Origin of the sequence: Novilysobacter erysipheiresistens (genome assembly GCF_036663935.1) — a bacterium.
Classification (GTDB): Bacteria; Pseudomonadota; Gammaproteobacteria; order Xanthomonadales; family Xanthomonadaceae; genus Novilysobacter; species Novilysobacter erysipheiresistens.
This window is the reverse complement of the sequence record NZ_JAXGFP010000005.1, coordinates 189,429-210,907: the sequence shown is the minus strand read 5'-3', so window position 1 is coordinate 210,907 and position 21,479 is coordinate 189,429. Positions and strand designations below refer to the sequence as shown.

The 21,479-nt window shown below is 69.6% G+C and carries 28 protein-coding genes and 1 pseudogene; 14 read left to right on the top strand and 15 right to left on the bottom strand.

Features of this window, described 5'->3' with window-relative positions; all coding sequences use genetic code 11:
- Positions 1–15: 15 nt before the first annotated feature.
- Positions 16–522: a hypothetical protein gene (locus SNE34_RS11015; protein ID WP_332617146.1), complete on the top strand. Its 507-nt coding sequence runs from the start codon at positions 16–18 to the stop codon at positions 520–522.
- A 66-nt stretch (positions 523–588) separates the two neighbouring features.
- On the opposite strand, the gene SNE34_RS11010 is transcribed toward SNE34_RS11015, so the two are convergent.
- Positions 589–948: a hypothetical protein gene (locus SNE34_RS11010; protein ID WP_332617144.1), complete on the bottom strand. Its 360-nt coding sequence runs from the start codon at positions 946–948 to the stop codon at positions 589–591.
- A 104-nt stretch (positions 949–1,052) separates the two neighbouring features.
- Positions 1,053–1,187 (bottom strand): hypothetical protein, encoded by a 135-nt coding sequence (locus SNE34_RS11005; RefSeq protein WP_332617142.1) that lies wholly within the window; start codon positions 1,185–1,187, stop codon positions 1,053–1,055.
- 25 nt (positions 1,188–1,212) lie between these two features.
- Between SNE34_RS11005 and msrB the strand changes: the two genes are divergently transcribed.
- Positions 1,213–1,662 carry a peptide-methionine (R)-S-oxide reductase MsrB gene (msrB, locus tag SNE34_RS11000; protein WP_332617140.1) on the top strand — a complete coding sequence of 150 codons (450 nt, stop codon included), beginning with the start codon at positions 1,213–1,215 and terminating at the stop codon, positions 1,660–1,662.
- Between the two features lie 11 nt (positions 1,663–1,673).
- Complete coding sequence (msrA, locus tag SNE34_RS10995) at positions 1,674–2,177, top strand: peptide-methionine (S)-S-oxide reductase MsrA (RefSeq protein WP_332617320.1); 504 nt, start codon at positions 1,674–1,676, stop codon at positions 2,175–2,177.
- A 21-nt stretch (positions 2,178–2,198) separates the two neighbouring features.
- Here msrA and SNE34_RS10990 read toward each other — a convergent pair whose 3' ends face one another.
- The 3 genes from SNE34_RS10990 to SNE34_RS10980 all read right to left on the bottom strand — a co-directional run bounded on the left by SNE34_RS10990 (position 2,199) and on the right by SNE34_RS10980 (position 4,679).
- Positions 2,199–2,555 (bottom strand): hypothetical protein, encoded by a 357-nt coding sequence (locus SNE34_RS10990; RefSeq protein WP_332617138.1) that lies wholly within the window; start codon positions 2,553–2,555, stop codon positions 2,199–2,201.
- Positions 2,556–2,641: 86 nt separating this feature from the next.
- A complete protein-coding gene (locus tag SNE34_RS10985) occupies positions 2,642–3,430 on the bottom strand; it encodes a LytR/AlgR family response regulator transcription factor (protein WP_332617136.1) in 789 nt (262 codons plus the stop codon).
- Entirely contained in the window at positions 3,423–4,679 is a 1,257-nt protein-coding gene (locus SNE34_RS10980; RefSeq protein WP_332617134.1) for a histidine kinase, read from the bottom strand. The genes SNE34_RS10985 and SNE34_RS10980 overlap by 8 nt, the downstream gene beginning before the upstream one ends.
- 270 nt (positions 4,680–4,949) lie before the next feature.
- Between SNE34_RS10980 and SNE34_RS10975 the strand changes: the two genes are divergently transcribed.
- On the top strand, positions 4,950–5,423 hold the full coding sequence (locus tag SNE34_RS10975; RefSeq protein WP_425604520.1) for an Hsp20/alpha crystallin family protein: 474 nt from the start codon (positions 4,950–4,952) through the stop codon (positions 5,421–5,423).
- Between the two features lie 172 nt (positions 5,424–5,595).
- Positions 5,596–5,880 (top strand): hypothetical protein, encoded by a 285-nt coding sequence (locus SNE34_RS10970; protein ID WP_332617131.1) that lies wholly within the window; start codon positions 5,596–5,598, stop codon positions 5,878–5,880.
- Positions 5,881–5,902: 22 nt separating this feature from the next.
- Here the strand turns inward: SNE34_RS10970 and SNE34_RS10965 are convergent, their stop codons facing one another.
- Both SNE34_RS10965 and SNE34_RS10960 read right to left on the bottom strand, forming a co-directional pair.
- Complete coding sequence (locus SNE34_RS10965; RefSeq protein WP_332617129.1) at positions 5,903–6,283, bottom strand: YajD family HNH nuclease; 381 nt, start codon at positions 6,281–6,283, stop codon at positions 5,903–5,905.
- A 3-nt stretch (positions 6,284–6,286) separates the two neighbouring features.
- Positions 6,287–6,550, bottom strand: a complete 264-nt coding sequence (locus tag SNE34_RS10960; protein WP_332617127.1) for a hypothetical protein — start codon at positions 6,548–6,550, stop codon at positions 6,287–6,289.
- A 141-nt stretch (positions 6,551–6,691) separates the two neighbouring features.
- Between SNE34_RS10960 and SNE34_RS10955 the strand changes: the two genes are divergently transcribed.
- Both SNE34_RS10955 and SNE34_RS10950 read left to right on the top strand, forming a co-directional pair.
- A complete protein-coding gene (locus SNE34_RS10955; RefSeq protein ID WP_332617125.1) occupies positions 6,692–7,363 on the top strand; it encodes an SDR family oxidoreductase in 672 nt (223 codons plus the stop codon).
- Positions 7,364–7,459: 96 nt separating this feature from the next.
- Positions 7,460–7,708 (top strand): hypothetical protein, encoded by a 249-nt coding sequence (locus SNE34_RS10950; protein ID WP_332617124.1) that lies wholly within the window; start codon positions 7,460–7,462, stop codon positions 7,706–7,708.
- Positions 7,709–7,717: 9 nt separating this feature from the next.
- Here the strand turns inward: SNE34_RS10950 and SNE34_RS10945 are convergent, their stop codons facing one another.
- Together SNE34_RS10945 and SNE34_RS10940 are read right to left on the bottom strand one after the other, a co-directional pair.
- Positions 7,718–8,467, bottom strand: a complete 750-nt coding sequence (locus tag SNE34_RS10945) for an SGNH/GDSL hydrolase family protein (RefSeq protein ID WP_332617319.1) — start codon at positions 8,465–8,467, stop codon at positions 7,718–7,720.
- A 510-nt stretch (positions 8,468–8,977) separates the two neighbouring features.
- Positions 8,978–10,180, bottom strand: a pseudogene (locus SNE34_RS10940) (MFS transporter); the annotation flags it as partial.
- A 100-nt stretch (positions 10,181–10,280) separates the two neighbouring features.
- Here SNE34_RS10940 and SNE34_RS10935 point away from each other — a divergent pair.
- Both SNE34_RS10935 and SNE34_RS10930 read left to right on the top strand, forming a co-directional pair.
- The gene (locus tag SNE34_RS10935) at positions 10,281–11,192 is read left to right on the top strand and encodes a LysR family transcriptional regulator (RefSeq protein WP_332617122.1); all 912 of its coding nucleotides are present in this window, start codon (positions 10,281–10,283) and stop codon (positions 11,190–11,192) included.
- 132 nt (positions 11,193–11,324) lie between these two features.
- Positions 11,325–11,747 (top strand): PepSY domain-containing protein, encoded by a 423-nt coding sequence (locus SNE34_RS10930; protein WP_332617120.1) that lies wholly within the window; start codon positions 11,325–11,327, stop codon positions 11,745–11,747.
- A gap of 96 nt (positions 11,748–11,843) precedes the next feature.
- Here the strand turns inward: SNE34_RS10930 and soxR are convergent, their stop codons facing one another.
- A complete protein-coding gene (gene soxR / locus SNE34_RS10925) occupies positions 11,844–12,293 on the bottom strand; it encodes a redox-sensitive transcriptional activator SoxR (RefSeq protein ID WP_332617118.1) in 450 nt (149 codons plus the stop codon).
- A gap of 192 nt (positions 12,294–12,485) precedes the next feature.
- Between soxR and SNE34_RS10920 the strand changes: the two genes are divergently transcribed.
- Together SNE34_RS10920 and SNE34_RS10915 are read left to right on the top strand one after the other, a co-directional pair.
- Positions 12,486–13,847, top strand: a complete 1,362-nt coding sequence (locus SNE34_RS10920; RefSeq protein ID WP_425604519.1) for an MFS transporter — start codon at positions 12,486–12,488, stop codon at positions 13,845–13,847.
- Positions 13,848–13,943: 96 nt separating this feature from the next.
- A complete protein-coding gene (locus SNE34_RS10915) occupies positions 13,944–15,137 on the top strand; it encodes an HD-GYP domain-containing protein (RefSeq protein WP_332617115.1) in 1,194 nt (397 codons plus the stop codon).
- A gap of 15 nt (positions 15,138–15,152) precedes the next feature.
- On the opposite strand, the gene SNE34_RS10910 is transcribed toward SNE34_RS10915, so the two are convergent.
- Positions 15,153–15,542 carry a YciI family protein gene (locus SNE34_RS10910; protein WP_332617114.1) on the bottom strand — a complete coding sequence of 130 codons (390 nt, stop codon included), beginning with the start codon at positions 15,540–15,542 and terminating at the stop codon, positions 15,153–15,155.
- Between the two features lie 121 nt (positions 15,543–15,663).
- Between SNE34_RS10910 and SNE34_RS10905 the strand changes: the two genes are divergently transcribed.
- The gene (locus SNE34_RS10905; RefSeq protein ID WP_332617112.1) at positions 15,664–16,086 is read left to right on the top strand and encodes a YciI family protein; all 423 of its coding nucleotides are present in this window, start codon (positions 15,664–15,666) and stop codon (positions 16,084–16,086) included.
- 70 nt (positions 16,087–16,156) lie between these two features.
- Positions 16,157–17,443 (top strand): RNA polymerase sigma factor, encoded by a 1,287-nt coding sequence (locus SNE34_RS10900; protein ID WP_332617110.1) that lies wholly within the window; start codon positions 16,157–16,159, stop codon positions 17,441–17,443.
- A gap of 67 nt (positions 17,444–17,510) precedes the next feature.
- On the opposite strand, the gene SNE34_RS10895 is transcribed toward SNE34_RS10900, so the two are convergent.
- Both SNE34_RS10895 and SNE34_RS10890 read right to left on the bottom strand, forming a co-directional pair.
- The gene (locus SNE34_RS10895; RefSeq protein ID WP_332617108.1) at positions 17,511–17,834 is read right to left on the bottom strand and encodes an RcnB family protein; all 324 of its coding nucleotides are present in this window, start codon (positions 17,832–17,834) and stop codon (positions 17,511–17,513) included.
- A 157-nt stretch (positions 17,835–17,991) separates the two neighbouring features.
- Positions 17,992–18,240, bottom strand: coding sequence for a hypothetical protein (locus tag SNE34_RS10890; RefSeq protein ID WP_332617107.1), 249 nt, complete (start codon positions 18,238–18,240; stop codon positions 17,992–17,994).
- A gap of 184 nt (positions 18,241–18,424) precedes the next feature.
- Between SNE34_RS10890 and SNE34_RS10885 the strand changes: the two genes are divergently transcribed.
- A complete protein-coding gene (locus SNE34_RS10885; RefSeq protein ID WP_332617105.1) occupies positions 18,425–19,012 on the top strand; it encodes a DUF6630 family protein in 588 nt (195 codons plus the stop codon).
- A gap of 25 nt (positions 19,013–19,037) precedes the next feature.
- Here the strand turns inward: SNE34_RS10885 and SNE34_RS10880 are convergent, their stop codons facing one another.
- Both SNE34_RS10880 and SNE34_RS10875 read right to left on the bottom strand, forming a co-directional pair.
- A complete protein-coding gene (locus tag SNE34_RS10880; RefSeq protein ID WP_332617104.1) occupies positions 19,038–20,732 on the bottom strand; it encodes a tetratricopeptide repeat protein in 1,695 nt (564 codons plus the stop codon).
- Positions 20,733–20,925: 193 nt separating this feature from the next.
- Positions 20,926–21,477, bottom strand: a complete 552-nt coding sequence (locus SNE34_RS10875) for an NADPH-dependent FMN reductase (RefSeq protein WP_332617102.1) — start codon at positions 21,475–21,477, stop codon at positions 20,926–20,928.
- Positions 21,478–21,479: the final 2 nt, after the last annotated feature.

The window sequence follows — 21,479 nt, the reverse complement described above, 5'->3', positions numbered from 1 at the left end:
TTGCGGAGTTCCCCCATGAACGTTCCCAGATCCGTTTTGCTGTCGTTCGCTGCGACTGCGCTCGTGGCGCTGTCGGCTCCCGCGGTCGCTGTCCCCGCCCATCCCGCCAGCGTGGCCAGGGACCTGGCACAACTGCGACAGGCCACCGCCGGGTTCCATCGACTCGACCATGCCTTCATTGCCGGCTGGACCCAGGACATCACCGGCTGCCTGGCCTCACCCGAAGGCGGCATGGGTTACCACTTCGCCAACTTCGACGCGTTGTCGGATGGCGTGGCCGAGGCCCTGCGCCCGGAGCTTCTGGTCTACGCGCCCAGCGCCAGCGGCGGCCTGAAACTGGTGGCGGTCGAGTACCTGGTGTTCGCCGACCAATTGCCCGAAGGCGCGCCGATCCCGATGCTGTTCGGCCAGCATTTCCACTTCAATCCCGCGGTAGACGCCTGGGTCCTGCATGCCTGGGTCTGGGAACACAATCCCAGCGGGATGTTCGCCGATTGGAACCCGAGGATCAGTTGCGACTGATACCGGCGTGCACAAAAAAGAGGGCGCGAACCTGTCGCGCCCTCTCGGTGTCGTACCCAGCCGCCGTTACTGCTGCGGCTCGACCTCGTCGACCGGTTCCTCCAGATCCTGCTGGTCGTCCAGCGTCGGATCCATCGGGTCCGGTTCCGGCGGAAGGGCAGTCGGATCCTGTTCCTCCATCGGGTATTCGTTGACGTCACCCATGGTCGTGGCCGGATCGTCGGTCGCGTACGGGTCCGTGGCGGCCGGATCGTCCGCGCCGGCGATCGGCGTGGTTTCCTCGATCGGTTCCACCGGCTCGGTGGCGGCCGTCGTGTCGGGTTCGTACGTATCCACCGCGGCGGTGTCGGGGGTGTTGTCGCAGGCGGTGAGGGCGAGTCCGCCCAGCAGCGCGAGCGACAGTGTCGAAAGCTTGAACCGTGTCATGGCATTCCTCCTGTTGGAGCCTCGTAGACAAGTGCGGCACGTGCACCCGAATGGGTCCCGGGTTGCTACGGGGCGAGGTTGTCATGGCGGTTGTTAAAGCCGGGCTACGTCATCGTGAAATACGCGCGCGCCGCAGCCATGCCGTTCAGGTTGCCAGCGTCGATGCACTGCTTGCGCGCCTGCGCGATGAACGACGGCCAACCCGTGACCAATGTTGAGATCGATGCGGCCGCCCGCATCTAGGCGGGTATCCGAGGAGACGCCATGAACCGCTACCAGAAGAGTCCCGATCGCATCGCCCAGCTGACCCCCGAGCAGTACCGTGTCACCCAGCAAAGCGGAACCGAGGCGCCGGGCAGCGGCGAATACCTCGGCAACAAGGCGCCGGGCATCTATGTCGACGTCGTTTCCGGCGAGCCGCTGTTCGCGTCCAGCGACAAGTTCGAATCCGGTTGCGGCTGGCCGAGTTTCACCCGGCCGATCGAGCCGGCCCACGTCAGCGAGGTGCGCGACACCAGCCACGGCATGGTTCGCATCGAGGTGCGCTCGAGCCACGGCGACAGTCACCTCGGCCACGTGTTCCCCGACGGCCCGAGCGACCGCGGCGGGCTGCGCTACTGCATTAACTCCGCATCGCTGCGCTTCGTCCCGCGCGACGAGATGGAGGCGCAGGGTTACGCGGCCTACCTCGACCAGGTGGAGGATGTCCGATGAGCACCGAACCCATGAGCACCGAACGCGCCGTGCTCGCCGGCGGTTGCTTCTGGGGCATGCAGGACCTGATCCGCCGGCAGCCGGGCGTGGTATCGACCCGAGTCGGCTACAGCGGTGGCGACGTCCCGAACGCGACCTACCGCAACCACGGCGACCATGCCGAGGCGATCGAGATCGTGTTCGACCCGGCAACGTTGAGCTATCGCCGCTTGCTGGAGTTCTTCTTCCAGATCCATGACCCCTCGACACCGGACCGGCAGGGCAACGATCGCGGTCGTTCGTATCGGTCGGCGATCTACACCACCTCCGACGAGCAGCGCCGGATCGCCGAGGACACCATCGCCGACGTCGACGCGTCCGGCCTGTGGCCCGGCAAGGCGGTCACAGAAGTCGCGCCGGCGGGTGACTTCTGGGAAGCCGAACCCGAGCACCAGGACTACCTGGAGCGCTATCCCGAGGGCTACACCTGCCACTTCATCCGGCCCGACTGGGTACTGCCGCGGCGCGGTTCCTAGGGCCGCGGGCCGGCGACGCGCCTATCGCGTGGCGATCGGCTGCGCCGGCTCGCAGTCCGGCCCGGGCGTGTCGCCATCGGCGCTGACGCACAGTTGGAACCGGTGCAGGCCGGGGACCTGGCGGCTGTCGCCATTGGCCAGCGCGAAGCGCTTGAGCGGCTCGCAATCGTCCGCCTCGCAGGTGCGCGGGTACACCGTGTAGTGGCACTGCCCGCTGGCGCTGCGCACGCATTCGAAACGCGCGCTGCCGGCCTCGCTGGTCGCCCGGCTGTGCAGCACCTCGGCGCCGTCGACGACGGTGCGGGTGACGAAGCTGCTGCCGCCGATGTCCACGCCGAACAGCGAAAGGGCGAAAGCCAGCAATGCCATCAGTTTCATGGGTCACCTTCCTGTAGACGGACCGGCGTCGTGTTCGGCCGGCTTGGTTGTGCGTGGCGATCGCGCGCAGCAATCGCGCGCGTCGGTCACATGTGCCGGAACAACGCCATGAACGGCGCGCTGACCGGCAGGGTTTCCGGCCGCGACTTCAGCCGGACGGTGCCGCGGCCGCTGTCGTCGCGGACCACGCCGGCGACCGCCTTGAGGTTGACGATGGTGGAGCGGTGGATCTGCTTGAACGTGGTCGCGTCGAGCACGGTCAGCAGGTCGCGGATCGGCGTGCGCAGCAGCGCCTCGCCTTCGGCGGTGACCACCGTGGTGTATTTGTTGTCGGCGCGGAAATAGGCGACGTCGTCGACCAGGATCAGTCGGGTTTCGCGGCCGGCGCTGGCGGTGATCCAGGTCAGCGGCGGCGGTGCGTTGTCGCGCGGACGGCCGGGCGCTAGCGTCGGGCCGAGGCGTTCGAGCAGCGCCGCCAGCGCCGCGGCCTCGTTGTTGCCGCTGCGCGTCTGCAGGCGGTCGATGGTCGCGGCCAGACGCTCGGACTTGATCGGCTTGAGCAGGTAGTCGACCGCGCCGCGCTCGAACGCGTCGATCGCGTACTGGTCAAAGGCGGTGACGAACACGATGCGGGTGTGCGGGCTGGCGTCGGCGGCGGCCGCGGCGACTTCCAGCCCGGTCAGACCGGGCATGCGGATGTCGAGGAAGGCAACGTCGGGCCGGTACTCGGCGAGCGCCTCGACCGCGCTGGCGCCATCCTCGCACTCGGCGACGATCTGCAACGCCGGCCAAGCCTGGCGCAGCTGCTCGACCAGTGCTTCACGCAGCAGCGCTTCGTCCTCGGCGACGACGCAGGTGGGAGCGCGCTCAGACATGATCGACCTCGGGCTTGAACTTGGCCGGCACGCTGATCGTCGCGGCGACGCCGGCCGGGAAGTTGGCGACCACCGCCAGCGCGGCCTCGCCGCCGTAGACCAGCCGCAGGCGCTCGCGCACGTTGCGCAGGCCGATGCCGGTGCCGTTGGTCTTGTTGTTGAAGCCGTCGCCGTCGTCGGCCACGGTCACCGCGACCGCGCCATCGTCGCCGCGCCGCGCGCGGATCCACACCGTGCCGCCGCCGGTGCGCGGCTCCAGGCCGTGCTTGATCGCGTTCTCGACCAGGGTCTGCAGCATCATCGGCGGCAGCGCGGTGGTGCGCACCTCCTCCGGCACGTCGACCTGCACGGACAGCCGCGGCCCCATGCGCACCTTGAGGATTTCCAGGTAGGCCAGTGCGCGCTCCAGCTCGACGCCGAGCGTCGACAGCTCGTTCTCGGTACTCGGCAGCGAGCGGCGCAGGTACTGGATCAGGTGGCCAAGCATCTCGTCGGCGCGCGCCGGGTCGCTGCGGGTCAGCAGCTGCGCGCTGGCCAGGGTGTTGTAGAGGAAGTGCGGCTCGACCTGGGCGTGCAGCAGGCTGAGCTTGGCGACGGTGAGCTCCTTCTCGGTCGCGGTCTGGGCGGCGTCGGCCTTCTCGCCGCGGCGGCGCTCGCCGACCCGGCGGCTGATCGCCCGGGTGATCGCCTCGGCGTTCTCGTAGTTGCTGGCGTCGTCGACCAGGAACCAGTCGCTCCATGCCGGGCTTTCGGGTTCGCAGATCAGGGTGACGCTGCCGCTGTCGTGGCCGGGGGTGACGGTGGCGAGGATCTGGTTGCGCGGGATGCCGAACCACGACAACGGGTTCCAGCGCCCGCCGATGCGTTCGATGTTGACGTCGGGGCGGCCGACCTTGGCCCGCACCTGCAGGCTGTCGCGTGCGCTCTCGACCTGCTCGATGCGCGGCAGCTCGCGGATCGCGGCGTCGAGCAGGTCGAACGCCTCGCCGGCCTCGAACGGAATCTCGACCTGCCGGCGCTGGCGATTGCTCAGCGCGGCCTTGTCGATCCGCCCGGCGATCAGCTGCACGCGTCCCAGGTGCGACAGCGCGCCGGCAACCACCAGCGCCATCGTCAGCATGCCGGCGACCACCACCGGCCAGTCGATCCAGCCGATCAGCGGCAGGTTCGACCACAGCCCGGCGAACAGGAACACCACCAGCAGCCAGGCCAGGGAGATACGCAGGACGAAGAAGGTGCTCTTGATCACGGGGAACGGCCAGGCGGAATGGGATTGCGACGGAGCATAGCGAGGGCCGCCACGGCGGTGGCTGCGGGTGCGACGGGTGCGAGATTGGCGCGACGAAACGCTCCAAGGCGCCGACGAAAAGTCCGGCGCTGGCCGGCGGTGCTGAACGGAATGCAAACGACGCCCGGGCGCGCCGCGCGCGTAACTTGAAACCCCGCCGGGATCTCCTATCTGCAATGCCAGGGGCGAGCCAACTTCGCCCAGGTCGACAGGAGACATTCAATGAACAAGATGATGCGTCATTCGCAATGGTCCAACGACGATGCACGGCAGGATCCGCTGAGCCAGCTGGTCGATCGGCTGTTCGAAGGCAGCCTGTTCCGGGCCGGCTCCAGCGACGAGTCCTCGGTGGTCACCAGCCAGTGGATTCCCCGCGTGGATATCAAGGAAGAGGCCGACCGCTTCGTCATCTATGCCGACATTCCCGGGGTGGAGGTGGACGACATCGAGGTCCAGATGGACAAGGGCATGCTGACTATCAAGGGCGAGCGCCGCAGCGAGTCGAGCTCGGAAACCGAACGCTTCTCGCGGATCGAGCGACGTTACGGCGCCTTCCATCGCCGCTTCGCGCTGCCGGACAGCGCTAACCCGGAGGCGATCTCCGCGCAGGGCGACAACGGCGTGCTCGAGATCACCATTCCAAAGCGGCCGGAAACCACGCCGCGGCGGATCGAGATCGGCAAGCGCAACAACAATCGGGCGTAACTGCGATGCCTCGACGGTCGGGAGACTGCGGCGCCGCACCGGGGCGAGGCAGGGATGAATGCGGCCGTGGGGCCGGAGTGAATCGCGGCGCGCGCGACGGTCGCTATCGCGAGCGGCTAACGCCCGGCGTGGGAGGGTGGCGGTGCAGATCCTTTTCCGGAGGAGAACCGCGATGAACAACAAGCCTTCCTCTCGTTCCGACAACCCCGCGGACCGCGACAGCGGCGTCGCCAGCGGCAAGCACCAGGGGCTGCGCCAGCCGGCGGACGACCAGCGCACCCGCGACAAGCTGGAGAACGCCGACCTGGAGTCGCGCGGCGCCGGGATGGAAGACCATCTGCGCGACCGCCGCGGCAAGGGTGTGGCCGGCGCCTACGACGACTCGATCGACCACGATGCCGGCGAGGGCTATGTCCAGGAGGACGCGGCGAAACGGCCGGCGCCGGACTCGAAGTAACGCTGCTTCGAGTCGGTGTTCGCTACTCGCGCTTGAGCAGCGACTTGAGGTTGGCGAACGGGTTGCCGGTCGCCGCGGCCTGGGTGTCCTCGGCGTGCAGCGCGCTGCCGCCGGTGTAGTCGGCGTGGCGCGAGTGCTCGTTGTCGTGGCAGTACACGCACAACAGTTCCCAGTTGCTGCCGTCGGGCGGGTTGCAGTCGTGGTCGTGGTTGCGGTGGTGCACGGTCAACTCGCGCAGGTTGGCGCGGGTGAACTCGCGCGCGCAGCGGCCGCAGATCCACGGGTACATCTTCAGCGCGCGCTCGCGATAGCCCTTGTCGCGCTGCTCGGCGTCACGCCGCGCCTGCGCGACGATGCGATCGAGTGCCTCGCTGTCGCCCGGGACGGGTTTGCCGTTGGACATCGCCTAGCGCACCACTACCGTGGTTGCCTTGTTGGCGACGATGTACGGCTGCAGGTCGTCGACCTGGCGCAGCTTGCCGATCGCGCGCTGGGCGAACTTGCGGGTGGTGATGCGCACGTGGCAGCTCTGGAACGGCGCGTCCTCGTTCTTGCCTTTCGACGCATAGACCACCCGGCCGTCGCGGTCCCAGCCCAGCACCAGGCGCTCCTGCTGGTGGCTGGTGCGATAGATCCAGCCTTTCTGGATATCGTCTTCGGACATCGCCATGGGGTTGCCTCGTCAATGGTGCGCGTTTCGCCGCGCTGGTAGCCCAATGATGACAGTGGACGCGGGTGGACGCTGCTTGCGCGCCTTGATTTGCGGGGCGGCGGACGCCATTGCTGTGGGCCCCCCTCGATGGAGCTGCATATGCAAACCGTCCTGATCACTGGTGCCAACCGCGGCATCGGCTTGGCCCTCGCCAGGCACTTCACCGATCGCGGCGACACCGTGATCGCGGCCTGCCGCAGCTCCAGCGAGGCATTGGAGGCAACCGGCGCGCGGGTCGAATCCGGCGTCGACGTGACCGACGGCGTCGCGCTTGCCGCGCTTGCCGAACGTCTTGGCGATGCCCGCATCGACCTGCTGGTGCTCAATGCCGGCATCCTCGAACGCGAGGACCTGGGCAGGATCGACGAGGCCGGTTTCGACGGCATGCGGCGGCAGTTCGAGGTCAACGCGCTTGGGCCGTTGCGGGTCGCGCAGGCGCTGATGGGGCACCTCGCCGACGGCGCCAAGGTCGGCATCATCACCAGCCGCATGGGCTCGATGGCCGACAACGGCTCGGGCGGTCGCTATGGCTACCGCGCCTCCAAGGCGGCGGTGAACGCGATCGGCAAGTCGCTCGCGGTCGACCTGGCGCCGCGCGGGATCGCGGTGTTCCTGCTGCACCCGGGCTACGTCGCCACCGAGATGGTCGGCGGCAGCGGCGACGTCAGTCCGGAGCAGGCAGCCGCGCAGTTGGTCGAGCGGCTGGACACGCTCACGCTGGAACAGACCGGCACGTTCTGCCACGCCAACGGCATCGCGTTGCCGTGGTGATCCATCTTTTTGCCGAGGCGATAACGCGCGCTGTGTGACGGTGCGGGTGCCGGTCGCCCACGCGGCGGCCGGGTTCCCTCAACCCGGGAGACGACGATGAACAGCAACAAGCGCGATCACGAATCCGGCGACGCGCGCCGGGCCCTGCAACCGGACGACGCCCCCGCCACCGGCCTAACCCCCGCCAACCTGCTGCACGAGGAACAGGGTGCGGAGGACGAGCGCCTGGAGAACCAGGGCGAACTCGTCGAAGACGACCTGCAGGGTCACCGTGGCGTCGGGATCCCCGCCGTGGACGACGTGCGCAGCGACAACCACGACGAGCAGACCCAGCAGCGCCGGTAATCCGCGACCTCAGCGGGTGCCGAACAGGACGCCGATATCGATGGCGTCGGCCATGGCCTTGTTGCCGGCGTCGCCGGGGTGCAGGTGGTCGCCGGAGTCGTAGGCCGGCAACAGGCGCGCCGGGTGGGCCGGGTCGCGGGTCACGGCGTCGAAGTCGATCACCGCATCGAACTCGCCGCTTTCGCGGATCCAGCGGTTGACCGCCTGCCGCACCTGTTCCTTTTCGGCGCTGTAGTAGCCCGCCATCGGCGTGTCCTGCAGCGCGCCCTCGAACGGCGTCAGCGTGGCGCCGATGATGCGGACGCCGTGGAGGTTGGCGCGGGCGGTCAGTTGGCGGTAGCCGGCAATCAGTTCGGCCGCCGCCACCGGGCCGTCGTGCGGCGCGAACACCATCGAGTTCCAGCTGATGTCGTTGATGCCGATCAGCACGATGACGGCGGCGATCCCCGGCTGCGCCAGCACGTCGCGCTCCAAGCGCGCGAGTGCGTTGGTGCCCATCTTGTCGCGCAGCAGGCGCCCGCCGGAGATGCCGGCATTGAGCACCGCGACGTCGTTGTCGACCAACCGTTCGGCGAGAAAATCCGGCCAGCGCGTGTTGGCGTCCATCGTCGCGGTGGCGCCGTCGGTGATCGAGTCGCCGATGGCGACGACCGTGCGGGTCGGCGCCGTGCGCTCGACCAGGATCGAACTCAGGAACACGCGCGCGGACAACGTTGACTCGGGCGATGGTGTGTCGGATGCGACCTGGTCGCCCGCCATCACGTAGGCCGTCTGGCGCGCGTCCCAATGGAAGGTGGACACGGCCGTCGGCCGCGGCAGGTACAGGCTGACCGAGAGGCTGGCCAGCGCGGCCACGTCGAGCGTCACCGGGTCGCTGACCGCCGGCGCGCCCGGCGGGATCGTGATGGAGGCCTTGCCGCCGAACGTGAGGGCGCGACTGGAACCGGGGACGGTCGCCGCGCCGTCGCCGGCCAACGCGATCCGCGCCGCACCGATCACCAGCGGGGTCGAGCCGTACTCGTTCGACAACCGCACGCGCACGCGGTCGCCGCCGACGCTGACCCGCGCGACCTGGCGCACCGTCTGGTTCCAGAGGCTGCCCGGCACGTTGACCGGCAGGGCGAAGTCGCCTTCCCAGAGAGGCTGCGGACTTGCGGTCCAGGTCGCGGTCCAGACCGGACGATCGGGCGCCGGGGTAGCCTGCGCGGGCGTCGTGGCGAAGAAAGTCCCGGCCAGCAGCAGGACGGCGATGGCTCCGTGCGCAGGCCGGCGGTTGATCCGCGGGTTGCGATCGAGCCGCACGCTCCACAGCGCGATCGCGAGACCAAACACGGTCACCAGTGCGGCGACCCACGTCACCGCGGCCAGCCCGGGGCCGTGGTCGATCACCGCGCCGCCGAGCCACGCGCCGATCGCGTTGCCGAGGTTGAACGCGGCGATGTTGAAGCTCGACGCCAGGCTCTGGCCGCCACCCTCGGCCTTCTGCAACACCCGCAACTGCAGCGGGGCGACGGTGGCGAACGCGGCCGCGCCGAGCAGGCCGGTGAACAACACCGCGGCCGGCTTGCTGTGCAACGCAAACGTCATCAGCCCGAGCACCAGCGCCAGCACCGCCAGCGAGCCGAGCAGGGTCGGTACCAGCCGCCGGTCGGCGAGCTTCCCGCCGATCAGGTTGCCGGCGATCATGCCGACCCCGAACACCAGCAGGATCGGCGACACCGCACTGTCGGCGAAGCCGGTGATCCGGGTCAGGATCGGCTGGATGTAGGTGAACACCGCGAACACGCCGGCGTATCCGACCACCGTCGCCAGCAGCCCGAGCAGCACCTGCACGCGGCCGAGCACCTTGACCTCCTCGCGCATCGAGATCGGCGCCTGGTCGGCGCGGTCGGCCGGCACCAGCGCCGCGATCACCGCGGTCGCGACCACGCCGATCGCGACAACCGCCCAGAACGTCGAACGCCAGCCGAAGTGCAGGCCAAGCCACGCCCCGGCGGGAACCCCGAGCAGGGTCGCCACGGTCAGGCCGGTGAACATGATCGAGATCGCCGAGGCCTTGCGGTCCTTCGCCACCAGTCCGGTCGCGACCACCGCACCGACGCCGAAGAAGGTGCCGTGGGCGAGCGAGGTGACCACCCGCGCGACCATCAGCCACATGTAGTTCGGTGCCAGCGCACAGGCCAGGTTGCCGAGGGTGAACACCACCATCAGCGCGACCAGCGCGGCCTTGCGCGGCATCCGGCTGGTCGCCGCGGTCAGCAGCGGCGCGCCGACGAACACGCCCAGTGCGTACCCGGAGATCAGCAGGCCTGCGGCGGCGATGGTCACCTGCAGGTCGGCGGCGACCTGCATCAGCAGCCCCATGATCACGAACTCGGTGGTGCCGATGCCGAACGCGCCGATCGTCAGCGCGTACAGGGCGAGCGGGGTGCGAGGGCGGGCGAGGGGAATGCGGGATGCGGTGGAGGACATGGCGGCTGCCGGGCGGAATGGATAGCGACAGCCTGGGGCTTTGCGTTCTATCCGATAACCACCACTATGAACAATCAGTTTCAACTTAATATTGACAATCATGGACCGCATCGACGACATCGCGCTGTTCCTGCGCGTGCTCGACCTCGGCTCGATCAGCGCCGCCGCGCGCAGCCTCGACCTGTCGGTGGCGGTCGCCAGCCAGCGCCTCAAGCGGCTCGAAAAACAGCTCGGTGTGCGCCTGCTGCACCGGACCACGCGAACCCTGCATCCCACCCCCGAAGGCCTGTTGCTGGCCGCCCAGGGCCGCCCGCTGGTCGAGGACCTGGAGGCGCTGACCGACGGCCTGCGCGAAGGTGGCACGCACGTCGCCGGTACGCTGCGGGTGACGATGTCCTCGACCTTCGGGCGGATGTACATCTCGCCGCTGCTGCCGGAGTTCCTCGCCCGCCATCCTGCGGTGCGGATCAGCGTCGACCTCGACGACCAGACGGTCGACCTGGTCAGCGCCGGGTTGGACCTGGCGATTCGCATCGGCGAGCTCGACGACTCTAGCCTGGTCGCGCGCCAACTGGCGACCAACCGGCGCGTGCTGTGCGCATCGCCGGACTACCTGCGCCGCCACGGCATGCCGACGACTCCGGCCGAACTCGAACATCACCAGTGCCTGCTGCTGTCGAGCGCGCAGGGCCGGCAGGACACCTGGCGCATGCGCGACCGTCGCGGCCGCGAAGTCGCGGCGCGCGTGCATGGCCGGGTCGAGAGCAACCAGGGCGACCTGCTGCGCGATGCCGCGGTGGCGGGACTCGGCATCGCCCGGCATTCGGCGTGGCATGTCAGCGAGGACCTGCGCGCCGGCCGGTTGCAGGTGGTGTTGCCTGACTACCGGTTCACCGATACCGGCATCCACGCGGTGATGCCGCAGCGCCGCCTGGTGCCGCCGCGGGTGCGCGTGTTCGTCGATTTCCTGGCCGAACGGTTGGGCGGCACGCCACCTTGGGAGCGCGCCTGAACGCGCCACCGCGCGGATTCGCCACTTGCAGAAGCTGAATCGGTTGTAGTGGCCCGGCCGCGGCATTCACCGGATGTTGCCCTGTGTCCGCCAAGACTCGTTCGGCAACCCCCCCACTGCCCGGAGGCACCCATGAAGAAGATCGCAATCCTGACCCTGGCCCTCGCCGCGTGTGGGTCCGGCGCTGCGCTGGCGCAGGACGCGCTGACCGAACAGGACGTCCGCGCCAACCTGACCGAGCAGGGCTACACCAAGATCAACGACGTCGAGTTCGAGGACGGCGTGTGGAAGGCCGATGCGCGCAGCGCCGACGGCAACCGCATGGAGGTGCGGATCGATCCGACCACCGGCGAGGTCTATCCGAACACCCAGGTCGCGCAGATGAGCGAGGCCGACGTGCGCGCGCAACTGGCCGCCGCCGGCTACGTCAACGTGCACGACATCGACTACGAGGACGGCATCTGGAACGCCGAGGCCGATGACCCGGAGGGCAAGGATGTGGAGCTGAAGATCGATCCGGCGACCGGCAAGGTGATCGGTACCGAGAAGGACTGACGCACGATACGCGGCGCGCCGGTTCGCGCGCCGCATCGAGGGAGGCAGTCCGGTGACGGGCTGCCTTCTTTCGTTAAGGGCCGACCGCCCGCGGGCTCAGGCCTCACCGTCGTCCCAGCGCCGCGCGCCGTCGCCGGCGTCGCCGAGCGCATCGGCCGGATTGGCCAGGCGACAACGTTGCAGCGACAGGCAGCCGCAGCCGATACAGTCGTCGAGGGTGCCGCGCAGCCGGCCCAGTTGGCGGATGCGGGCATCGAGTTCATCGCGCCAGCGCGCCGACAGTCGCGACCAGTCGGCGCGGGTCGGCGTGCGGTCGTCGGGCAGTGTCGCCAGCGCCTCGCGGATCGTCGCCAGCGGGATGCCGACGCGCTGCGCGACCCGGATCACCGCTACCCGCCGCAGCGTGTCGCGCGCGTAGCGGCGCTGGTTGCCGGCCGTGCGCCGGCTGGCGATCAGCCCCTTGGTCTCGTAGAAGTGCAGCGCCGACACCGCTACCCCGCTACGCTCGGCCAGTTGTCCGACCGACAGTTCCTCAACCTTCGGCATGATCGCTTGACCTCAACCTTGCTTGAGTTTTTATCCTCGTCGTTCGCGTCCTGGCGCGTCAACATTCCCGCGCAACCATAGAGAGCCCTGTCCATGAACGACCAGCGCGATCCCGCGCCGATCGCCGGCGATGTCGCGGCGGACGCTGACGCGATCCGTCCCGTCGACGCGATCGATCCCGATGCGGCGCGGATGCCGACCGACGCCGACGAAGGCCTGCTCGCGCGCCGCTACCGCGCCCCGACCTTCGGCGCGGTGGCGCTGGTCGCGCTGTACGCATTCGAGGCGCTGGCGGTCAGCACCGCGATGCCGACCGTGGCGCAGGCGCTGGACGGCTTGTCGCTGTACGCGATGGCGTTCGCCGGCACCCTCGCCGCGAGCGTGGTCGGCATGGTCGCGGCCGGTCGCTGGGCCGACCGCAGCGGCCCGCGGGCGCCGCTGCAGCACGGCATCGCGTGGTTCGCGCTGGGCCTGATCGTCGCCGGGCTGGCACCGACGATGTGGGTGCTGCTGTTCGGCCGGATCATCCAGGGATTCGGCGGCGGCCTGATGTCGGTGACCCTGTACGTGGTGGTGGCCCGGGTATATCCGCCGCGGCTGCATGCGCGGATCTTCGCCGCGTTCGCCGCCGCCTGGGTGCTGCCGGCGATCGTCGGACCGGTGATCAGCGGGTTGATCGTCGAGCATCTGGGGTGGCGTTGGGTGTTCCTGCTGGTGCCCCTCGTGGCTGCCGCCGCCGCGGCGATGGTATTGCCGGCACTGCGCGGGATCGGCGCGGCAGCGCAGGACTCACCCTTGCCCGCCAGCGACGGCCGGCGCATCTTCTGGGCGGTAGGCGCCGCCGCCAGCGCGCTGCTGCTGCACTACGGCGGGCAGCAACGCGGCTGGACCGCGGCATCGCTGCTGGCGCTGGCGACGGTCGCGTTGCTGGTGTGCATGCTGCGGCTGCTGCCGGTCGGCACCCTGCGCGCGGCCCGCGGCTTGCCGACCGTGGTCGCGCTGCGCGGCATCGCGGCGTCGGCGTTCTTCGGCACCGAGGTGTTCCTGCCACTGCTGCTGTCGCGGGAGCGCGGCCTCTCGCCGACATGGGCCGGGGTCGCGTTGACCATCGGCGCGCTGGGCTGGTCGCTGGGCTCGTGGAACCGCGGCCGCATGGCCGACCCCTCGCCGTCGCGGGTGCTCCAGGTCGGTATGGCGATGCTCGCCGCGGGGGTGCTGGTGGCCGGGGCCGCGGTGGTGCCGGCGGTGCCCGTCGCGGTTGCGATGGCCGGCTGGGTGCTCGCCGGGCTCGGCATGGGCACGGTGTTCCCGAGCCTGTCGGTGCTGACCCTGGAGCTGTCGCCACCGTCGCGGCAGGGCGTCAATGCCTCGGCGTTGCAGCTGTGCGATGCGTTGTTCACCGCCTCCGTGCTGGCGCTGGGCGGCTCGCTGTTCGCCGCGTTGCTGGCCCGCGCGCCGATGGCGGCATACCTGTCGGGGTTCGCGATCACCGCTGGGCTGGCGATGCTCGGCACGCTGCTGGCACCGCGCGTGCAACCGGCCGCGGCGCGCTGAGCGGATCGGCCCGGCTCGCGGCTCGCTTCAGGATTTTCCGCCGGCGCCGTTAACCCCCCTGAAACGCGGCCCTGCGTGTGGCCGCCGGGAGCGAACGTGCGGCCGGTCATTGCGGATGAAGTGGCGCTCGGCGCGCCGTTGTCGTGGTCGGTGTTCGACCGCAACGGCAAGCTGTTGTTCGTGCAGGGCATGGTGATCGCCAGCCAGGCCCACCTCGACATCGTGCTCGAGCGCGGCATGCTGATGGTCGAGGCGCCGGCCGACAACGACCCTATGGCGCCGGACATGGACGAGTGGCTGGCCGCCACGGTCGACGACTACGAACCCGCCGCGCCGCGGCCGGAACCCGAACCGCCGGTGTTCCGCCTCATGCAGCAACTGCGTCGCGAGCTGCAGGTGTTGCACGACGCGCTGCTGCAACGCAGTTCCGACACCCTTGGCGAATCGGTGCTGGAACTGGCCGACCGTCTGCGCGCGCTGGTCGCCCGCGACGCCGATGCGGCGCTTGCGGCGATGCAGCTGGACGTCGGCGACGACGGCGAGGTCGCGCGGCTGATGCACGCCGCCACCCTGTGCCAGATGCTGGCCCAGGCGCAGCGCTGGGACGAACAGGAGAGCCGCTCGGTGGTCGCCGCCGCGTTGACCTTCGATATCGCGCTCGGCCCGGTGGCGGCAACGCTGAACCAGCAGCAGACCGCGCTGACCGCCGACCAGCGCGAACAGATCGCGGGCCACCCGCAGGCCGGGGTCGAGCTGCTGCAGGCGGCGGGAGTCACCGACGCGGTGTGGCTGGAAGCGGTGTTGCAGCACCACGAACGCCTCGACGGCAGCGGCTACCCGAACGGGCTGCCGGGCGCGGCGATCAGCCGCGGCGCGAGGCTGCTGGCGATCGTCGACATCTTCTCGGCGATGGTGCGGCCGCGGGCGTACCGCGAGGCGATCCACGCCCGGCATGCGTTGCGCAGCCTGTTCCTGAAGCGCGGCAAGGTCGTCGACGAGGCGCTGGCGACCTTGCTGGTGCGCGAGATAGGCGTGTTCCCGCCTGGCACTCCGGTGCGCCTGGCCAATGGCGAGATCGGTGTGGTGCGGCGCCGCGGCGTCGACGCGGCGCGACCGGTGGTCGCGCGGCTGATCAACGCCAACGGCACCCTCGCCGCGATCGCCACCCAGCGCGACACCAGCCAGGCCGAGTACGCGATCACCGAGACGGTGCCGCCGCACAAATACCAGGTGCTGGTCGCCGGGGCCGGCGAGTTGTGGTGCAGCGATCGCGTACGGTTGCGCGGGTAGTCACTGCAGCGTCGTTCAAGCCGGTTGCGGGCCCGCGTCGACGCGCTGGCGCACCGCCGCCATGTCGCGCACCGGCCGCACCTCGATGCAGCCGGTCTGAGCCCACGGGAACTCCGCGGCGATCCGCACCGCCTCGTCGAGGCTGTCGGCCTCGATCAGGTTGAAGCCGGCCAACACTTCCTTGGTTTCCGCGAACGGACCGTCGACCACCCGGGTGTGGCCGTCGCGGACACGTACCGAGCGTGCCTTCTTCGCGGATTCCAACTGCTGCGATTGCAGCAGCCGGCCCTCGCGCTGCATTGCGTCCGCCTTGGCGAAGCAACCGTTCATGCGGGTGTCGAACTCGCCGTCGGGCAGGGCGTCGAGCAAAGTGTCGTCGTTGTAGACCAGCAGCAGGAATTGCATGGCGGATCCATCGGTGGGGTGGGGTTGCATGATGCCGCCATCGTTGTCGATATCGCCACCGCCCGCTCGTCGCACTGGTAACACAACGGCAACCATGCCCCATGAAACCAGGAGAGACGACATGCGCGTGATGGTGATGGTCAAGGCGACCGAGCAGTCCGAGGCGGGCGTGATGCCCAGTGAACAGTTGCTGGCCGACATGGGCCGGTTCAACGAGCAGCTGGTCAAGGCCGGCGTCATGCTGGCCGGCGAGGGCCTGCATCCCAGTGCCAAAGGCGCCCGCGTGCGCTTCTCGGGCAAGGACCGCAGCGTGGTCGACGGCCCGTTTGCGGAGACGAAGGAGCTGGTCGCCGGGTTCTGGCTGTGGCAGGTGCGCTCGCTCGACGAGGCGATCGAATGGGTCAAGCGTTGCCCGAATCCGCATGAAGGCCCCAGCGAGATCGAGATCCGCCCGGTGTTCGAGGCCGACGACTTCGGCGAGGAATTCACCCCCGAGCTGCGCGAGCAGGAGCAACGCCTGCGCGACCAACTCGAGCGCAACTGAAAGTGCACGGCTGAGGGCCGCGCGGCATCGGCCTTGTGCCCGGAGGACGACGGTGGTCTGATCGGTCGCCATGACCGTGACCGACGCCCACCGTGCCATCGACGCCGTCTGGCGGATCGAGTCTCCGCGCCTGATCGCCGGACTGGCGCGGATGGTCCGCGATGTCGGCCTGGCCGAGGAGCTCGCGCAGGACGCGCTGGTCGCCGCGCTGGAGCATTGGCCCGACGATGGCGTGCCCGACAACCCCGGCGCGTGGCTGATGGCCACCGCCAAGCGTCGCGCGATCGACCGCCTGCGCCGCAACACCCTGGTCCGGCGCAAGCACGAGGAGTTCGGCCACGACATCGAGGGCCTGCACATGGGCGCGTTCGACGACCCGGACGACGACGATCGGCTCGACGACGACATCGGCGACGACCTGCTGCGGCTGGTCTTCACCGCCTGCCATCCGGTGCTGTCGACCGAGGCCCGGGTCGCGCTGACCCTGCGCCTGCTCGGCGGCCTGACCACCGACGAGATCGCCCGCGCGTTCCTGCAGCCGGAGCCGACCATCGCCCAGCGGATCGTGCGGGCCAAGCGCACGTTGGCCGAGAAGCGGGTGCCGTTCGAGGTGCCGCGCCGCGAGGACCTGCCCGAACGGTTGGCGTCGGTACTCGGGGTGGTCTACCTGATCTTCAACGAAGGCTACGCCGCGACCGCCGGCGACGACCTCATGCGCCCGGCCCTGTGCGAGGAGGCGCTGCGGCTGGGGCGGGTGCTGGTCGGGCTGGCGCCGGGCGAGGCCGAGGTGCACGGCCTGCTCGCATTGATGGAGATCCAGGCCTCGCGCAGCCGCGCCCGGATCGACGCGGATGGCAATCCGGTGCTGCTGCTGCAGCAGGATCGCGCGCGTTGGGATCGCTTGATGATCGGTCGCGGTCTTCAGGCGCTGGAACGCGCCGAGCAGCTTGGCGGCGCCCGAGGCACCTATGCATTGCAGGCCGCGATCGCCGCCTGCCATGCGCGCGCGCTGACCGCCGGGCAGACCGATTGGCCGCGCATCGCCGCGCTTTACGCGACCCTCGCCGAGGTCGCGCCGTCGCCGGTGGTCGAGCTCAACCGCGCGGTCGCGCTGGCGATGGCCGACGGCCCGGCAGCCGGGCTGGCGTTGGCCGACACCCTGCGCGATGCGCCGGCGCTGCAGCGCTACCACCTGCTGCCCGCGGTGCGTGGCGACCTGCTCGGCAAGCTTGGGCGCCTGGACGAGGCCCGGGCCGAGTTCGAGCGCGCCGCGGCACTGACCCGCAACGGCCGCGAGCGCGCGCTGCTGCTGCAACGTGCGGCCGAATGCGGAGACGCGGCACCGGCCGAGGGTTAGGCGCCGGCCAAACAAAAGCCCCGCGAATGCGGGGCTCGTGGGTGACGCCGGCAGCCGACGGGATCGGCTAGTGGTGCAGCAGGATGTCGGCGATGATCCCGGTGGCGACCGCGATCAGCACGTACTTGCCGTCATCGGTGCGCACCCAGCGGTGCCCGCGCGGCGGCGGCGCGAGGTGGTGGTGGCGGTAATCCTCGACGTAATAACGGCGCTCCAGGTAGATCGCCGGCAGGCGCTCGCCCTTCTTCCAGCCCTTGTGCTTGCCGTTGTCGTGGTGGCCGTGGCCCTGGCCGTGCTTGTCGTGGCCCTTGCCATGACCCTTTCCGGCAATCGCCGCAGCCGGGGACAGTGCCAGCAAGACGAGCGAAGCGGCCAACAACAGATGTTTCATGGCTTTCCCCTGATTTCATGACGGAGTGACTGGCGCATCCTAAGCGGCGCCGGCCGGATTTTTACCCGGCCCGTGGGCGACTTGCCGGAATCCGGACGCCCGTCGCGATTCGCAGGGTGGCCCGGCCGGGGCGAAATGGCCCGCAGGCGCCCTGCGACTAGCGTTTGCGCGGCGCTGCGGCCGGCTTGGCCGAGGCCTCGCTGGCGGTTTCACCGGCCCGGGTCGGCGCGATCTTCTGCAGCACGCGGGTCACGCCGAGCTTCTCGACCTTGCCGCCGGCCTTCTCGAAGGCAGCAATATCGTCGGAGATGCGCTCACTTTCGAAGTGTTTATGCAGATTTCCGCCGCCCGCGGCGGTGGCGGTCTTGCGGGTCTTGGCCTTGCTGGTCTTCTTGCTGGTGGACATCAATCCCTCCTGCGAGGGCTGGCGCACCTCGGGCTTCATGGACCGCCCATGCGGCGATCTCCGCCCACTATGCGCCCATCAACGTGAAAACCGCAAAATCCGGGAGGCCGCGGCGGTCGTCGACGCCGCTTCCCAAGTCTCCCTCGCCGGCGCACCATCACCTCCCCGTATCCCGGTGCCGGCCATGAGCGCTCCCGACCGCGAATTCGACCCCGACGACAACTTCGAGAACAGCCGCGAGGACGAGGCGCATTTGCCCGACGACGGTGACGAGGCGAGCGTGGAGGCCCTGGTCTGGCAGTTGCTGCTGGCGATCAATCCCGGCGACGAGGAGGCCGCGCTGCGCCAGTTCGACGGCTATCGCGATGCCGTTGCCGCCGCCGACGCGGACGAGGACGAGGACGAGGACGACAGCGAGCCGATGGCGCGACTCCGCGACGTGATCGACTGGAGGTCCGGCTTCCACGTCGCCGCCGACGACACGGCGACCTTCATCGACGCGGTCAACGAGCTGGCCGCGCGCTGGAACCTGGCGATCGACTGGGGGGTCGAGGATGCCGGCGACGACGAGTTCCTCGCCGACACCGACGTTCCGGCGCTGATGGCGACCGCCTACGACCGCCTGCGCGAGTACGGCTACACCCTGTGGACCTGGGACGCCGGGCCCGACGCGCACGCGGGCTGGATCACCCTCAGCCGCGATGACGATGCCGTGCGCGTGCTCGCGCCGGCGCTGGGGATCGACGTGCGGCTCGGCAGCGACGCGTTCTGAGACGCCGCGCGTGCTCCACTCGTCGCTACATCCGCGAGGCGACCAGCTCGACGTCGGCGTACTGCCAGGCCTCCTCGAAGCGCTGTCCGACCTCCCCGGCCTCGTCGTTCCGGCCTTGCGCCCGCAGGCTCTGCGCCAGCCCGTGCAATGACCAGCCGTTGCCGGGGTTGCGCTCCAGTTCGGCGCGGTAGACCGCCTCGGCCTCGTCCGGGCGTTCGGCCGCCAGCAACAATGCGCCGAGCGAATGCCGCACCGGCGCATGCCAGCCCGGCGGCTCGTCGTAGGGGATCTGGTCCTCGATTTCGGCGGCCTCGTGCAGCATCGCGATCGCTCCGTCGAGGTCGCCATCGGCGGCAGCGACTTCGGCGCCCAGGGTGCGCTCGGCGATCCTGGCCGCGTGGCTGAGCGGGTAACGGTCCCACATCGTCAGCGTTTCCATCACCGGGTCGGCGGCCAGCCGGCGCAGTTCCGACAGGTGTCGTGCGGCGTCGTCATCGCGCTGCTGGCGCACCGCGGCGACGCCCTGGGCGTAATGCCAGATCGCGCTGACGTAGGGCAGGTCTTCGGCCGGGTTCGGCATCGCCGCGATCTCCTCCCAGCGGCCGAATCGCACGCGCTCGAACCACGGTGTCATCCAGTAGTGCTGCAGGCCGGCGAAGCCCGGCTCGCGCATCAGCTCGGGCAGGTCGGTGCGCTGCGCGGTCTGCAGCGCCGCCATCCGCGCGGTCTCGCTGTTGCCGGTCATGCTCGCGGCGAACCACATGAAATGGTGGTTGTGCGGCACGTAGCCGAGCGGGTAGACGCCGCTGACGTTGCTGCTGCAGACCGCCAGGTAGGCGTCGTCGGCGGCGATCGCGCGCTCGTTGGCGACCACCGCGTCATGCCAGCGGCCGACCCGCGCGTAGATGTGCGCCGGCATGTGGACCAGGTGGCCGGAGCCGGGGATCAGGTCGCGCAGACGATCGGCGGCGACGACGCCGCGCTGCGGCTCGGCCGAGGCCTCGACGGCGTGGACGTACAAGTGCAGCGCGCCGGCGTGGTTTGGGGCGCGCTCGATCACCGATTCGAGGGTGGCGACGATCTCCGCGGTATGGCCCTTGGGCTGGCGGTCGGCGTCGTAGTAATCCCACGGCTGCAAGTCCATCAGCGCCTCGGCGTGGAAGGTCGCGGCGTCGAGGTCGTCGGGCCGGCGCTGGACCAATGAGCGGGTGGCGTCGGTATACGCCTCGTCGAGCGGGCGGCGGTCCTCCGGCGGGTTCTGCGCGTAGCGCGCGGATAGCGCTTCGATGAAGGCCTGTTCGCGTTCGCTGGCATTGGGCGCGAGCGTGCGGGCCTTTTGCAGCCGTTCCCAGGCCTTGGCGTTGGCGGCCGGGTCCATCGCCGCGTTGACGTGCGGACCGAGCACCAGCGCCGCGCCCCACCAGCACATCGCGCATTCGGGATCGAGCTGGGTCGCCCGCAGGAACGAGCGCTCGGCGGCGTCGTGGTTGAAGCCGTAGGTCAACATCAGGCCCTGGTCGAACCAGCGTTGCACCTCGGGATGGTCGCTGGTGACCGCGAAGTGGTGGTTGCCGAGACCTTCGAGCAGGGTCGCGCCGGTCGGCACCTCGGGTGGCGGCGTCGACTGCACGTTGGCGACGGGCGGTTCGTGCGAGCCGGTGCAGGCGATGGCGAGGACGATCGCGGCGGCGAGCAGGGCTGGGTGGCGGTAACGGTTCATGGCGAGCCTCCGGAAGCTCCCCCTGGACCGTTTCTACGCTTGCGGAAAGCGGTCTGCAATCGCTGCGCATGTACGCAAGGATCGCGCCACCGATACCTGTAGGAGCGGCTTCAGCCGCGATCTGGAGTCGGCGCGGGCGAACGGTTCCCGATCGCGGCTGAAGCCGCTCCTACAAAAAGCTTGGCTTGTCTCGCTACGCCTTGCCCGAGTGCTTCTTCACCCACGCCACGTACGCATCCATCCACCCCTGCAGGAACTCGCGGCTGTCCTTGCCGATCCCGCCGTCGTCGTCGAACAGCCCGTCCTTGACGTGGATGAAGGCTTCCGGCTGGCCCAGCGTCGGCATGTCGAGGTAGGCCAGCATGTGGCGCAGGTGCTGCTGCGCCAGCGCGCTGCCGATCGCGCCGATCGAGGCGCCGATCACCCCGGCCGGCTTGTCCTTCCACGCACTCTGGCCGTACGGACGCGAGGCGTGGTCGATCGCGTTCTTGAGCACGCCGGGCACCGAGCGGTTGTACTCCGGGGTCACGAACAGCACGCCGTCGGCGGCCTTGATCTCGCCCTTGAGGCGCTTGACCGCCTCGGCGGGATTGTCGTCGTCGTCCTGGTTGTACAGCGGCAGGTCGCCGATCTCGGCGAAGCTGAAGTCGCAGCCGGGCGGGCCGAGCTTGACCAGCCCTTCGGCGAGCTTGCGGTTGAAAGAGTCGCGACGAAGGCTGCCGACGACGACGTGGATCCTGGCCATGG